This is a genomic window from Candidatus Saccharibacteria bacterium, assembly GCA_016700375.1.
GTDB lineage: Bacteria > Patescibacteriota > Saccharimonadia > Saccharimonadales > UBA4665 > JAGXIT01.
The window spans coordinates 644,722-659,062 of the sequence record CP065016.1 but is presented as its reverse complement, the minus strand read 5'-3'; the positions used below and the strand labels follow the sequence as shown (position 1 = coordinate 659,062).

The window sequence follows — 14,341 nt, the reverse complement described above, 5'->3', positions numbered from 1 at the left end:
ATGTGGTTTCGATGTGGTAGGCGCAGAGCCTGTGTTTGCAGGGTCGCGGACGAGGAGCGCAGATGCAAACCAAGCTTGTTTGGTTTGTATCGAGCACCGCAGGAAGGAGTGTCCGGCGGAGCCGGACGCGATAGTCCTGTCACCCCGACCATGGCCCACCTTTCTGGTGAGCTTATTGTTTGCTAAGATAATCTTATGTGGACCGAAACAAAACATGGGCTTTATAAACAATTTGTCTTTAGCGACTTTCATCATGCATGGGCATTTATGGAAAAGGTGAGTGCAATTGTGAATGACCTCGACCATCATCCGCGCTGGCAGAATGAATGGAATGTTGTTGAATTTTGGCTGTCGACACACGAGCCGAAGCAGATGATTACAGACCGAGACTGGGAGCTCGCAAAGAGGATTGACGCAGTTGCCGAGGGCGATGAAAAAGGAGTACCGGAAAGTAGTGATGATAAAAATACTACGCAAATAACAGAGGTGCAATTGTATGCGGATGGAGGCTCACGGGGCAATCCTGGCCCCTCCGCAAGCGGGTATGTACTGCTCGACATGGACGGGAACATCGTACATAGTGAGGGGGTTTTTCTGGGAATTACAACAAACAATCAGGCGGAGTATCAGGCCTTGAAGTTTGGCTTGGAGGCTGCGCTACGGCTTCAGGCGAGGAGCGTGCACGTGTATATGGACAGTATGCTGGTGGTGAACCAAATGAAAAAAATATTCAAAGTGAAAAACCGCGACCTATGGCCTATTCACGATGCTATACAACAGCTTCTTCCAAAGTTTGAGAAAGTGTCATTTGACCACGTGCCGCGCGAGCTCAATAAGCTGGCCGATGCCGAGGTGAACAAGTGTCTCGATGCCCAGCTTGGCTCGCAAGCTCAACGTGTCGACTAAATAGAAAATACGCTCGGAGAACGAACGTATTTTCATATTATGTTAGGTTACTTGTAAGCCGGGTTCTGTCGAGGCTAATCATCTATCTAGGCCTGCAATTGCTCGCAGGCTCGAGCGGGGTCAAACGTGAGCATCGCGGGAACGTGTATAGCTCACTCCTTGCAGCAGACAGGGTTTACCTACTCCCTATGTCACCATAGGGTGTTGTGCGCTCTTACCGTGGGACTTAACGCGAACAAGTTCGCCAGAATTCCCATCCACCTTACGGCGGACACTCGTTTCATCGTAACCAGCAAGCTGGCTGTTTCGTTTCTGTGGCACTTTCCCTAGGGTCGCCCCCGGCCGCCGTTAGCGGCTGTCACTCCCTATGCTGCCCGGACTTTCCTCTAATCTATGAAAGGACTAGCGATTAGCTGGTAATCTAACAGGGGTAATTATAGCATTTTGATAGACTTATTCCTAGTCGGAATGAAACCGAAATGCCAATTCAAGGTATGATTGTTTGACTGGACATGAAAACACCCCTAGTTTTAGGGGTGTTTTCATTTTCGGCGAGAGTTCTATTTCTCGAGTTTGGCGGCTTTTACGACTGCTTCAAAGGCTTTTGGCTCGTTGACAGCTAGTTCGGCCAAGACCTTCCGGTCTAGTTCGACGCCGGCGGTTTTTAGGCCAGCAATAAGGCGACTGTAGGTTGTGCCGTTTAGACGGGCAGCTGCATTTATGCGCGTGTTCCACAGGGCGCGGAAGGTGCGCTTGCGGTTGCGGCGGTCGCGGTAGGCAAACTGCAGTGCTCGGGTAGTGGCTTGCTTGGCTCGCTTTATACTAACTTGGTTCGGATGGCTAAAGCCTTTTGCTGCCGAACGGATTTTATTGTGTTTTGCTCTGGTGGTGACACCTCGTTTTACTCGCATGACGCTAGACCCCCAACTGCTTACGGATTATTTTAGTGTTGGTAGCGTTCATTGTCTCCAAACCAGCCAGCTTGCGCTTGCGAGCGCCGCTTTTCTTCTGTAGGAAGTGGCTAGCGTGTGAGTGACGGGTGCGAACACGACCGTTCTTAGTGACTCGTACGCGGTCTCTGGTGCCGCTATGAGACTTGAGTTTTGGCATGGTATCTCCTTGTCAATGACTCGTTTAAATTGATAAAACCGTATCAGGTGATGCTGCTGCTGGCTCCGGTTTGGGAGTTTTTACGGCGACGCCTCTGATAACAAACGAAAGTTGTTTGCCAGTGAGTTGCGGATTTTGGTCAACAGCTATACTGTCGCCAAAACTTGCAATTACCCGGTCGGCAAGTTTGAAGCCAATATCTTTGTGCGCGAGTTCGCGTCCGCGGAAGAAAAGAGTGATTTTCACCTTATGGCCGGCTTCGAGGAAGCCAGTTACTTTCTTCATTTTGACTGCGAGGTCGTGGTCACCAATCTTGAGGCCGAAGCGCATTTGCTTCATGTCAAGAACCTTGTTGTTTAGGCGATTTTTCTGTGCCTGTTTTGTCTTCTGGTAGTTAAACTTACCCCAGTCGACGATTTTGCAGACAGGTGGGTTGGCCCCCGGTGAAATCTCGACTAAGTCGAGTTCCTGCTCTTGCGCGAGCATATACGCTTCGCGTGAGCTCATGACTCCGAGCTGTTTGCCATCCGCATCGATGACCCGTACTTCTGGTGCCCGAATTTGTCCATTCAGGCGCGTACTCGTGCTGATTTCGACTTCTCCTTGGTTACTTTCGTGCTTGGAAGTGTAACAGATTAAGTCACAGAGGTCAAACGGCTTCTTTTGGCCGCTGATTAATTGTCGTGGAACTGGTGGGGACGGTACTGAAGGGCTTCCGCAATGTGTTTTGGCTGGATGGCGTCTGAGCTATCGAGGTCGGCAATGGTGCGGGCAAGTTTGACGCAGCGCATGTAGGCACGGGCGCTCAAGCCAAACTTTTCCGCTGCCGTGTCGAGCATATCTTTAGCAGCCGGTTCTAGTTGTGCAAGTGCTTTTACCTCTCGGTTAGTCATGTCGGCATTCAATTTCGCACATGAACCGAAGCGGGCTGCTTGGCGAGCCCGGGCTGCAGTCACTTTTTTGCGGATTGATTCTGAGGAAGGCCCGTCCGAGCGGCCTTCGCGGAGCAAGTGACTGTTGTCGATTTCATGAACGTCTACGTAGATGTCGATACGGTCAAGAATGGGGCCAGAAAGCTTCCGTCTGTACTGCACAATTTGGTGTGGCAGACAGCGGCAGGGCTTGCTAGTGCCATAATGGCCACAAGGGCAGGGGTTTGCTGTGGCTATGAAAATGAAGTGCGCTGGGTATTCAGCGGTTCCTTTAGCGCGGGCGATGGTAACGGTGCGAGTTTCAAGCGGCTGACGGAGTGCCTCCACGGTCACGCGCCCGAACTCTGGGAGCTCATCGAACAGCAAGACACCGCGGTGTGCCAGGCTCATTTCGCCGGGCCGGACTGTGTTGCCGCCTCCGACGACAGCGACATTGCTAGCGCTGTGGTGCGGCGAGCGGAATGGCCTTGTGGTTACGAGCCGATTGAAATCATTGCTCGCAAGGCTGTGTAGGTGGGTTACTTCTAGCATTTCGTCGCGGGACATGGCGGGCAGTAGGCTTGGCAGTATTTTTGCGAGCATGCTTTTACCTGTGCCGGGAGGGCCGCCGAGTAAGACATTGTGTCCGCCGGCGGCGCTGATTTCGACCGCTCGCTTGCCAAGCATTTGGCCGACAACATCTTCAAGACAGATGAGGTCTTCACCGGCCTCTATGGGTTGTGCGGATGCGAACTGCTCATCTGACGTTTTCAGGATAGTCGGTGTCTTGTGTCCATTTACGTAATCATATAGCTCTGTTAGCGTAGACACGCTAATGAGACGAACGTTTGGTACCAAACGAGCCTGGGCAACATTTTCCTCAGGAATAATGAATGTATCTATGCCGTGGTGTTTGCCTGCAAGTACCTTACCGATGATTCCGCGGACCGGACGGACCGAGCCTTCCAGGCCAAGCTCGCCGATGATGGCGCTACTCATGGGAATCTCTCGGCATTGGCCAGACGCACGTAGTATGGCTACTGCGATAGCCAGGTCGAAGCCGGTGCTTTCTTTTGGGATATCCGCCGGCGCTAGGTTTACCGTAATTCGTTTAATAGGGAGTTCTAGTTTTGAACTGGCAAAGGCATTTCGAATACGTTCCTTTGCCTCGTCGACGGCCTTTGTGGCGTACCCTACAATGACAATGGCAGGCAACCCCTTTGTCAGCTGGCACTCTATATCTACGACCAACCCGTGCTGACCGTTTTCCACCACCCCGTGGATAGGCTGAGATTTCATACTTCGTTAGGTTTGGATTATACAACTCTACAAAAAGAACGCAACCCATCTGTAGGAGGATGGGTTGCGTAACAATATAAATTTTTCTCTGTGTTTGGGTTTCGTTTTTCTTTATAAACGACGGCTTGCGAGAGGCCGTCGTTTTTTAGTCGTTTTTGTTTTTGAGCACTTTTTTTATTCAGTGCTACCCCTATAGTAGCTGGCTATTTTATGCTTGTCAATAACAAAATGCCTATGCTTTTGTGCGGCCAGGAATAACAATTCTGTTTGACTTATTCAGGACGAGCAAAAGTCAGGATGTACTAAGCCCCAATTGTCCAGACACTTAGACATGAGTTACTGTTCCTTTCCATACCGCTTCATAGTGCTCCATTGGCGGCAGGTTATTGCAGCTGCTATGCCGTCTCACGCGATTGTATTCGTTCTGCCATAGTTTCATTGCTTCGTTGAACGCGACGACATCAAGCTCGGTCGTTTTGGTGACGTGGTAAAACTCTTCTTCGTCTGTCCGATGGCTCCGCTCGACAAAACCATTATGTTGGGGTGTACCCGGTCGGGATAGCTTGTGCTCGATGCCCCGGTCGAGCAGGTACTGCGTGAACGGGTGGATACGTCTGAGCTCATGGTCACGCTTTTTGTTACCGCCAGTAGACAAATTGGTGAACGTGGAGTGGTTATCTGTCTGGACACATTCCACCGTAATACCAATCGATTCGTAGAACGCCAGGGCTTCACGCACAAAGGCGATTGAGTTGCTATTCGACAAGCCATCCTTGACCGCCAGGTACCGGATCTTGCTGACAATGTCTATCGCTGTAAACTGCTGTCTCCGACTCCGTCGTTTATCTTCGTCCGGACGAACCGGTGCAGCCTTAGTGTCAATCTGCACTCGGTAGCCTGGATAGGGCGCGTAGAACGGTCTCGTTGGCTTTTTCTTTGGATGTTTCTGGTGCTTTACGAGGTCGGCTCGTTCAATAATGCCGCGGACAGCTTTCTCGCCAATGGATATTCCAGAGTCACTCATCTCATCGACGATTCGCTTCGGGCCATAGGATAGTCCCAGCCTGATTTGTAGCACCAAATCCTCAATGTCTTCATTCGTCTGCCAGGATACCCTGCCTTTTGGTCCAGGCTTCTGCGGGAACAGTTCGATCCGCCAAGCATAGATAGTATCCCGATGGATCCCAAACATTCGGGCAGCGATTGCCGCGCCTTTCGCATCGGCTTCAGTTAACACTCGTTTACGATAGGCAATAACTTGATGTCGGGTTAGGTTCTTCTTCATACACATATGCCCCAATTCTACACACCGAGGTGTCGGAGGGATTGGGGCTTAGTATATCAGGACGAGCAAAAGCGTATTGACAAATCAAGCATGATGTAGTAGTATTGAACTTGGCTAAGCCAAAACAAAAACAACAAACAATAGTCGCTCGAGTTGCCCTAAAGGCGACAAGAGCGGTCAGTCAGTCGAAGGCGATAAGCGCTATACATTAATTTATATTGAGCGGATTTATCGCCTTTCGACCTATGTAAATTCAACGCCTAGGTAATATGCCTAAGGCGTGTTTTAATTAATCACAAGTTTCGCACCAGCCAGCCTGCCGTCCAGCGAAGCTGGCCGCACCGCTGGCTTCTTCGGCTCCTGCACATTTTTCCTCTCCAGTACTCACTCGCCGTACCTCAGTACGGCTCCTTCTGTGCTTCGAGGAGAAAATGCACATGACCTCAAAGTGCGAAACTCGTGTTAATCTAGGATTACATGAAACAGATGGAATTTATACATGCTGGGATTTTATGGCTAATTCTCCTTGCCTTTATGAGCTTGACGAGGCCGTATACGCTACCTGTTTCTGTACTCATTGTTCCGTTTGTTGTGAGTGGCCTTGCTTTGTTTATGTCTTGGCGGGCAATGGCAGGGTTATACTACAAGAATAAACAAGGCAAGTACGATGCCAGACGGGTAAACCTGCTCGGAGCAATCGTAAGCGCAGTTCTAGTGTTTGCGCTTGGACTAGAGTCTCTGGGAGAACTGACCCCTAAGGACTTCTTAGTTATAGTGCTTTTTGGCGCGGTCGCTTATTTTTATATGGTGCGCTCAACCAGGGAAACATAAAAGGTAAGAGGTACTATCATTGGTAGCCGCTAACGGTATATACTAGAAATAATGAACGAATTGCCACAGCCCATGGCACCACAGGTTTCGAATGTGCCCTCGCCCTCGCAAGCTCAACCGGTTGAGTCGGGTGCTGCTAGTATGTCACAGGCAGTTGACCCGAAAATACTACTTGAACGCGCTGCTGAACAAATAGACAGTATTGCTCTCCAGACGGCATCAAACCCATATGAACGTGCACAGCAGATTCATTCAATTAAGAGTGCATTTTTACGGGCAGCCCATGGAGTCGAAGTGAAGGACGGTTCACAGTAGTTATGGGGATTTTCTGGATTATATGTGAGCAAGGAAAACAATAACGATGTTATTAAGTCTACAAAGAATTAACGCAAAAAAGTTGAAATACGAGCGTGGACTTTCTATGGTCCCGATGCTTATACACTTGCCTCCAGCAAGCGAAGATACAGAGGTAAATGGTCGAGATGTTCGAGACCTAGTTGATGAAAATATTTCTAAAGCACAAATTATTTACAACATTATTGCGAGCACAATTGAGCAAAGTTTTAAAAATCGCTTTCATGGCCAACGTCATTTTTCGTTCGAAATCGTCGGACTAAAAGGGTTCGTTCGATTATACGTTGCGGTGCCCGCAGACTACATAAATGTTGTGCAGCAAGCTATCGTGAGCGCATACCCTGCGGCTCGCCTTGAAATGGTTCCTGAGTATAATATTTTTAGTCAAGTGGGTGGTATGAACGCGGTTATAGGTGGGCAGTTTAACTTAAAAGAAAAGTTCGCGTATCCTATTGCGACCTACCAAGATTTGAAGCGTGACGCCTTCCAGTCAATATTGAACGCTCTCTCTACTATGGAAAATGAGGATGGTGCGGCTATACAGCTCCTATTTCGTCCCGCAGATACTTCGTGGCGAAAAACAGCGACCGATTTTGCATCCGCAAAAAAGAAAGGCACAGACAAAGGTTTGTCAGCCGGTGCATTAGCCAAAGATTTGGTAACCGCATTTGTAAAGCCTCCCGAGCCAAAAGAAGAAAAGGATAAGCCAAAAGAAATATCTTCGCTCGAGCAATCTGTTATAGACGCTATAGAAGATAAAACTCGTCACCCGGGCTTTGAGGTTGCAATACGGGTAATAGCGTCATCAAACGTCTCGCAACGCTCTCAAGGAATTGTAAATAATATAGTAGCGAGTTTCTCTCTTTTTGATTCCCCCGGACGGAATGGGTTTGAGTATCATTCGGCAACTGACCCCTCAGAATTAGTAACGAATTTTCTTCTCAGGGCATTTCCGCAGCATAAGAAAAAGAACATATTGAATTCGGTTGAGCTTGCTACAATATTCCACTTTCCTGATCAGCGTAGCATTCCGACCTCACAACTTGAGCGGCAAGAATCGAAGCAGGTAGACGGTCCTCGAAACATGCCGAATGAAGGCTTACTGCTCGGCTTTAATGTATTTCGTGGCGTCAAGAAACCGGTTCGAATTGGGCTGACAGATAGACAGCGTCATATGTATGTAGTTGGGCAGACCGGTACAGGTAAATCAACGTTTCTTGAGAACCTAGCCCTACAAGATATGTTGCGCGGTGACGGCTTTGCGTTTGTTGACCCACACGGTGATACGGCAGAAAAACTACTAGCGATGGTGCCAAAAGAGCGTACCGAAGACGTTATCTATTTTTGCCCGTCCGACATGGCATACCCTATGGGGCTGAACTTATTCGAATTCCATACACCAGACCAGAAGGACTTTATTATTCAGGAAGTCCTAAACATGCTCTACAAGCTGTATGACCCACAGCACCAGGGTATTATGGGCCCGCGCTATGAAAGCTTGTTTCGCAATGCCGCTCTAACAGTTATGGCTGACCCTGCGGGGAGTACATTTGTAGATATCCCGAAGCTATTTCGTGACCCACAGTATGTTAAACAGAAGCTACCGTATGTGAAAGACCCGAATGTAATTGAGTTCTGGGAGAAAGAAATGCCCCAGAGTCAGCGCAGTAATGATTTCGGTGAGGTCGTGAGTTGGTTTGTAAGCAAGTTTGGAGCGTTCCTTAGTAATGAAATGATGCGCAATATTATAGGTCAAACAAAAAGCTCATTTGATCTGCGCGATATTATGGATAACAAAAAAATACTGCTTGTTAACCTGAGTAAGGGTAGGACGGGTGAGCTAAATAGCAAGCTCCTGGGTATGGTGTTCGTTATGAAGTTCCAGGCCGCCGCCATGAGTCGCTCAAATGTCCCAGAAAGCGAACGAAACGACTTTGCACTGTATGTAGATGAGTTTCAGAACTTCTCTACCGATAGCTTTGCGACTATCATGAGTGAAGCGCGCAAATACCACCTGAACCTCATTGTGGCAAACCAGTTTACAACCCAGCTAACGGAGGAAATCCGTGATGCCGTGTTTGGCAACATCGGTACAATTGTATCTTTTCGTATTGGCCAGAATGATGTGGAAAGCCTCAGTCGCTATTTTCAGCCCCAGTTTGACGGAGACGACTTGCTCCGTGTTCCAAACGCAAACACTATTGTCCGCACCCTCATAAATGGTGTTCCGACACAATCTTTCAGTATGGCGACGCTTCCACCTCTAGGCAACCCAAATCCGGGGCTTGCTGATGCGCTCAAGCAGCTATCCGCTGCGAAGTATGGCAAACCAAGGGCTGTGGTCGAGAAAGAGATATTTGAACGTTTAGCAACAAAGACTCCTGAACCAAAGCCATTTGCCAACCCATTTGCTGGTTCGGCTCCGGCACCGGGCGGTGGAGCCCCAGCAAGCGTATCTGCACCCCCAGCTCCTGTCATGGGCTCTCCATCGGCTGGCTCAGGGTCATTTCTAGATGAATGGCTTGCGAAACAGAAAAGTGTGCCAGCGACACCACGGCCCACAGTTACTCCACAGCCGAATGCTCCGGTAGAAACTCAGATCCAGCCTCAAGCAGCAGCAAATCCTGTTACCGACAGCCCCGCAATGCCCGCGGCTTCGCAAAATACTGATAGCACGACTCCACAAGGGAGCTATGAGTCCGGTAATGTCTCGAGCGCAGAACTCGACCAGCAGGAAGTAAAAGATATCGCAGCAGAGCTGAAGAAGGGGCTAAAGGCGCCCGAGGGAAATCTTGACGTACAGGCTCCACCGAAATCTCTAGAGATTTCGAATAGCCCACAACCAAAAAGTCAAAGTGAGGTGGCTCAGCCGGGTGAAGACACCATAGTGATAGATAGTGACGGCACGATTCATATGAAAAATCCAACTGAAGACGAATAGTTTTAGCGCCTAACTGTTGGCTAAGGCACATACGGGAACGGCTGTTTACGGCGTGTCGTATCTTGTAGAAACGTCAAATACACGATATACTAGAAGCTGAGTACAAAAGGTGTAGAACCAAAACGTAGAGGGGATATTCGAGTGAGTCAAGGGAAACAGTATTCTGCTGATCAAATTCAGGTCCTGGAGGGACTTGAACCGGTTCGGAAACGACCCGGGATGTATATAGGTGGCACCGGTATTGAAGGTCTTCACCATCTAGTGTGGGAGCTTGTAGATAATGGTATTGACGAGGCGTTAGCCGGGTACGCAACTCACGTTATTGTTGAAATGCTTGAAGATGGAGCAATCCGCGTGACCGACGACGGGCGTGGTATACCAACAGATATCCACCCCAAGACAGGCAAGAGCACCGTTGAAACAGTGCTTACCGTCTTGCATGCAGGCGGCAAATTCGGCGGCGGTGGCTACAAAGTCTCAGGGGGTTTGCACGGTGTCGGCGTGAGTGTCGTGAACGCACTGGCCACCAAACTAGCAGTGAAAGTATTCCGTGACGGCAAAGTTTACTATCAAGAATACGAAACGGGTGTGCCGCAGGGCGACCTGAAGGTCGTTGACAAATGCGATGCCGACAAGCATGGCACCGAAATTACGTTCTATGCAGATGGCACAATATTCACCGAGAGTACGGCCTTTAGTTACGACACCATTCTTGACCGTCTACGCCACGCAGCATATCTCACAAAGGGTGTACGAACAACTCTTATTAATCATGCAAACGGTAAGAAGTACAGTTTTTATTTCGAAGGCGGTATAAAGTCATATGTTGCAAACCTGAACCAGGGTAAGGAACCGGTCGATGAAGATATATTTTACGTCGATAAGACCATCGAAGACACACAGGTTGAGGTTGCGCTTCAGTATACAGAGAGCTTTAGCGAGACCATAAAGCAGTTTGCTAATAACGTATTCAACCCAGATGGCGGCTCGCACCTAACTGGTTTTCGTTCGGCGCTAACACGTGTCATTAACGACTATGCCCGCAAGCAGGGTCTGCTCAAAGAGAAAGAAGAAAACCTGAGCGGGGAAGACACGCGCGAAGGGTTGACGGCCGTTATATTAGTAAAACTGCCAAATCCGCAGTTTGAAGGGCAAACGAAGAACAAGCTCGGTAACCCAGAAGTGCGTGGTTATGTCGAGCAGGTTATGACGGAGTATTTGTCATACTATCTCGAAGAACACCCAAACATTGCCCGTAAGATTGTTGGTAAGGCGCTGCTTGCTGCTCGCGCTCGTAAGGCTGCTCGAGCTGCCCGCGAAAACATTATCCGCAAAGGTGTGCTTGATGGTGCTAGCATGCCGGGCAAATTGGCAGACTGCTCCAGCAAAGACCCAGCCAGTTCTGAGATTTATCTGGTTGAGGGTGACTCAGCCGGTGGCTCTGCCAAGACCGGTCGTGATAGTAAAACACAGGCAATTCTGCCGCTTCGCGGTAAGGTGCTCAACGTAGAACGCGCTCGACTAGACAAGATGCTCGCGAATAATGAAATCCTTAATCTCATCAAGGCCCTTGGGGTTGGGATTGGCGATTCGTTTAGCCTCGATGGACTGCGCTATCACCGAGTGATTATTATGACCGATGCCGATGTAGACGGGAGTCACATCTCGACACTCTTACTTACATTTTTCTTCCGTTACATGAAAGAAGTTGTTGATGGTGGGCACATATATCTTGCCAAGCCGCCGCTATTTGAGCTGGTGAAGGCAGGGCGCAAAAACAGTGTCTTTATATACGACGAAGCTGAGCTTGAAGCTAGGCTCGACGACACTATTGCTGCTCGTAAAAAAGAAGGTATTAAGGTAAACCCAGAAGACGAGCGCTACAAGCAGGCAGGCTTTATAGAGCAAAAGCGCTACAAGGGTCTGGGTGAAATGGATGCCGAGCAGCTGTTCGAGACAACAATGAATCCGGAAAAACGCGTGCTTGTACAGGTTAAAGTGGATGATGCCGAAAAAGCCGATGCTATTTTCAATAAGCTCATGGGTACAGAGGTAGAGCTACGTAAAAACTTCATTACGGCAAACGCAAAATTTGTGAAAGATTTGGATATATAAGATATGGATGACCAAACACTAGATAACACACCACTTGATGTCGAGGACGAAGAGCGACTTGAGCATCGGAACGAAGTAGAAATTATACAGTCGGACCATTCGCGCGTGGTCGAAGGCCGCACGGTCGAGAGTGTCATGGAAGATAGCTACCTGCGCTACTCTATGAGCGTTATCATCGACAGGGCTCTCCCAGACGTGCGTGACGGTATGAAGCCGGTGCATCGCCGCATTATGTATTCTATGAACGAAGAGGGGCTTCGCAGCAGTGCGCGGCACCGCAAGAGTGCAAACGTGGTTGGTGCAGTAATGGGTAAATATCACCCCCACGGTGACGCCTCTATATATGACTCTATGGTGCGCTTGGCGCAACCCTGGTCAACGCGCTATTTGCTCGTCAACGGGCAGGGCAACTTCGGTAGTATGGACGGTGACCCGCCCGCAGCTATGCGGTATACCGAAGCCAAAATGCATCGGTTGGCCGATGAGCTTTTGGCAGATATAGACAAAGATACGGTAGATTTTCGTGATAACTATGACGGCACCACACAGGAACCTACCGTGCTGCCGGCTAAACTGCCAAACCTACTGCTAAACGGACAGCTTGGTATTGCTGTGGGTATGGCTACGAACATTCCGCCCCACAACCTAAGCGAAGTTATAGACGCTACGGTATATAAAATAGACCATCCCGATGCCCCACTCGACAAACTGCTTGAGTTCATTACTGGTCCTGACTTCCCGACGGGAGGTATTGTGTATGGTGCTGGCTCTATTCGCCAGGCTTACGCAACCGGTCGCGGCGGAGTGGTGGTGCGCGGTGTTGCCGAGATAGTCGAAGGTGTCAAGGGCAGGCACCAAATTGTTATTAGTGAGATTCCGTACGCACTAAACAAAGAAAGTTTAGTTATCAAAATTGCCGACCTTGTGAAAGAAAAGAAAATATCGGGTATCAGCGATTTGCGCGATGAAAGTGCTCGCGGCAGCGTCCGGATTGTTATAGACCTCAAAAAGGACGCCTACCCCAAAAAGTTGCTCAATCAGTTGTATAAGCTCACCCCGCTTCAGACCAGCTTCCACTACAACATGATGGCCCTTATAGACGGCATACAGCCTCGAGTGCTTGGCCTGCAGGATATTCTAAGCGAACATATCAAACACAGACAGCAGGTTGTGCGCCGAAGAACAGAGTTTGAACTCCGTAAGGCGAAAGACCGAGCCCATGTGCTCGAAGGGCTCAAGATTGCACTCGATAATATCGACGAAGTCATCAATACTATTCGAGCCAGTCAGACCACCGAAGAAGCTCAGGCAAATTTGATTAAAAAATTTGCACTATCTGAAATTCAAGCCAAAGCTATCCTTGCCATGCAGCTTCGAACGCTCGCCGGCCTTGAGCGCAAGAAAATTGAAGACGAACTAGTCGAACTTATGAAACTCATTGCTGAACTAGAGGCCATTCTTGCCGACGAAAAGAAAATACTGGGCATCATAAAAGATGAGATGAAACAGCTTAAAAAACAGTACGGAGACGAACGTCGAACGCGCGTTGTTGCGAGCGAACTTAACAAGTTGAGCGACGAAGACCTTGTGCCTGATGAGCAGGTAGTTGTAACGCTTACATCGGCAAACTATGTAAAACGCAGTACTTTGGCAGAATACAAACGCCAAGGAAGGGGTGGAAAAGGTCGTCGGGGCATGGCTACACGTGAGGAAGATGTTATCGAACACGTTGTAAATGCATCTACGCATGATTTTCTACTGTTCTTCACGAACAAAGGTCGCGTCTTCCGCCTGAAGACATATGAAGTGCCCGCCGCCTCCTTAAATGCGAAGGGAATAGCCATTGTTAACCTCCTGCAATTACAGCCAGAAGAAACGGTAAGCGCTGTCATAAACGTGTCGAAGACAGAAAAGGAAACAAGCGCAAATCTCATAATGTGTACCGTCCGTGGCGTTGTAAAGAAAACACCGTTTGAACAGTACAAAAACGTTCGAACAACTGGGCTCATAGCCATTAACCTGGACGAAGGCGACGAGCTGAAATGGATTCGAATGACTACGGGCGACAATGAAGTCATTATAAGCACAAGCCAAGGACAGGCTATACGCTTCCACGAGCGCGATTCCCGACCCATGGGTCGAGTAAGCCGCGGCGTGCGTGGTATACGGCTACGTGCCGATGACCGAGTCATTGGCATGGACGTAGTGGATGAGCACAGTAGCATATTTGTGATTAGTCGCTATGGTTACGGTAAGCGCACAAAAGTTGCTCAGTTTACGCCACATGCTCGCGGGGGCGTTGGCATTCGTTCTGCCGTGGTAAACAGTAAAACGGGTGAGTTAGTCGGTGTGAACACATTAAGTGACACAGACGAGCAGGAAGTCATAATCATCAGCCAAAACGGTCAAACCATTCGTCTTGGGCTAAAAGATATTCCTGCACTCGGCCGCGCAACGCAGGGTGTTCGCATTATGCGTCTCAACGACGGCGACCAAGTTGTATCCTTGGCCCTCGTAGAGAAGACCGAACAACTAGATGAGGATGATGCCCTGGATGATGTGGGTGGACAGTAGAGTTTACTAAATCTA

General features: G+C 49.1%; 11 protein-coding genes and 1 other RNA gene. 6 read left to right on the top strand and 6 right to left on the bottom strand.

What is annotated here, in order from left to right; all coding sequences use genetic code 11:
* Positions 1 to 195 precede the first annotated feature (195 nt).
* Entirely contained in the window at positions 196 to 906 is a 711-nt protein-coding gene (locus IPP75_03365; protein ID QQS68940.1) for a reverse transcriptase-like protein, read from the top strand.
* 38 nt (positions 907 to 944) lie between these two features.
* Here the strand turns inward: IPP75_03365 and rnpB are convergent.
* From rnpB to IPP75_03335, 6 genes are all read right to left on the bottom strand, one after another.
* An RNA gene (gene rnpB, locus IPP75_03360) (RNase P RNA component class A) lies at positions 945 to 1,331 on the bottom strand.
* 135 nt (positions 1,332 to 1,466) lie between these two features.
* Positions 1,467 to 1,817 (bottom strand): 50S ribosomal protein L20, encoded by a 351-nt coding sequence (gene rplT / locus IPP75_03355; protein ID QQS68939.1) that lies wholly within the window; start codon positions 1,815 to 1,817, stop codon positions 1,467 to 1,469.
* 4 nt (positions 1,818 to 1,821) lie between these two features.
* A complete protein-coding gene (gene rpmI / locus IPP75_03350; GenBank protein QQS68938.1) occupies positions 1,822 to 2,016 on the bottom strand; it encodes a 50S ribosomal protein L35 in 195 nt (64 codons plus the stop codon).
* A gap of 24 nt (positions 2,017 to 2,040) precedes the next feature.
* Positions 2,041 to 2,589 (bottom strand): translation initiation factor IF-3, encoded by a 549-nt coding sequence (locus IPP75_03345; GenBank protein QQS70157.1) that lies wholly within the window; start codon positions 2,587 to 2,589, stop codon positions 2,041 to 2,043.
* A 101-nt stretch (positions 2,590 to 2,690) separates the two neighbouring features.
* The gene (locus tag IPP75_03340) at positions 2,691 to 4,226 is read right to left on the bottom strand and encodes a YifB family Mg chelatase-like AAA ATPase (GenBank protein QQS68937.1); all 1,536 of its coding nucleotides are present in this window, start codon (positions 4,224 to 4,226) and stop codon (positions 2,691 to 2,693) included.
* Positions 4,227 to 4,551: 325 nt separating this feature from the next.
* A complete protein-coding gene (locus tag IPP75_03335) occupies positions 4,552 to 5,511 on the bottom strand; it encodes a transposase family protein (protein ID QQS68936.1) in 960 nt (319 codons plus the stop codon).
* A 477-nt stretch (positions 5,512 to 5,988) separates the two neighbouring features.
* Here IPP75_03335 and IPP75_03330 point away from each other — a divergent pair, with 477 nt between their 5' ends.
* The 5 genes from IPP75_03330 to gyrA all read left to right on the top strand — a co-directional run bounded on the left by IPP75_03330 (position 5,989) and on the right by gyrA (position 14,326).
* Complete coding sequence (locus IPP75_03330) at positions 5,989 to 6,342, top strand: hypothetical protein (protein QQS68935.1); 354 nt, start codon at positions 5,989 to 5,991, stop codon at positions 6,340 to 6,342.
* 51 nt (positions 6,343 to 6,393) lie between these two features.
* Positions 6,394 to 6,657: a hypothetical protein gene (locus tag IPP75_03325; protein ID QQS68934.1), complete on the top strand. Its 264-nt coding sequence runs from the start codon at positions 6,394 to 6,396 to the stop codon at positions 6,655 to 6,657.
* Between the two features lie 106 nt (positions 6,658 to 6,763).
* Positions 6,764 to 9,637, top strand: a complete 2,874-nt coding sequence (locus tag IPP75_03320; GenBank protein QQS68933.1) for an ATP-binding protein — start codon at positions 6,764 to 6,766, stop codon at positions 9,635 to 9,637.
* Positions 9,638 to 9,772: 135 nt separating this feature from the next.
* Positions 9,773 to 11,752 carry a DNA topoisomerase (ATP-hydrolyzing) subunit B gene (gyrB, locus tag IPP75_03315; protein ID QQS70156.1) on the top strand — a complete coding sequence of 660 codons (1,980 nt, stop codon included), beginning with the start codon at positions 9,773 to 9,775 and terminating at the stop codon, positions 11,750 to 11,752.
* A gap of 3 nt (positions 11,753 to 11,755) precedes the next feature.
* Positions 11,756 to 14,326, top strand: coding sequence for a DNA gyrase subunit A (gene gyrA / locus IPP75_03310; GenBank protein QQS68932.1), 2,571 nt, complete (start codon positions 11,756 to 11,758; stop codon positions 14,324 to 14,326).
* Positions 14,327 to 14,341: the final 15 nt, after the last annotated feature.

Bases quoted from the DNA above. Each gene is read 5' to 3' on its own strand.
- IPP75_03365 (QQS68940.1), top strand. From the start codon at position 196: ATGTGGACCGAAACAAAACATGGGCTTTATAAACAATTTGTCTTTAGC.
- IPP75_03320 (QQS68933.1), top strand. From the start codon at position 6,764: ATGGTCCCGATGCTTATACACTTGCCTCCAGCAAGCGAAGATACAGAG.
- IPP75_03335 (QQS68936.1), bottom strand. From the start codon at position 5,511: ATGAAGAAGAACCTAACCCGACATCAAGTTATTGCCTATCGTAAACGA.
- IPP75_03325 (QQS68934.1), top strand. From the start codon at position 6,394: ATGAACGAATTGCCACAGCCCATGGCACCACAGGTTTCGAATGTGCCC.
- IPP75_03340 (QQS68937.1), bottom strand. From the start codon at position 4,226: ATGAAATCTCAGCCTATCCACGGGGTGGTGGAAAACGGTCAGCACGGG.
- rplT (QQS68939.1), bottom strand. From the start codon at position 1,817: ATGCGAGTAAAACGAGGTGTCACCACCAGAGCAAAACACAATAAAATC.
- IPP75_03330 (QQS68935.1), top strand. From the start codon at position 5,989: ATGAAACAGATGGAATTTATACATGCTGGGATTTTATGGCTAATTCTC.
- gyrA (QQS68932.1), top strand. From the start codon at position 11,756: ATGGATGACCAAACACTAGATAACACACCACTTGATGTCGAGGACGAA.
- rpmI (QQS68938.1), bottom strand. From the start codon at position 2,016: ATGCCAAAACTCAAGTCTCATAGCGGCACCAGAGACCGCGTACGAGTC.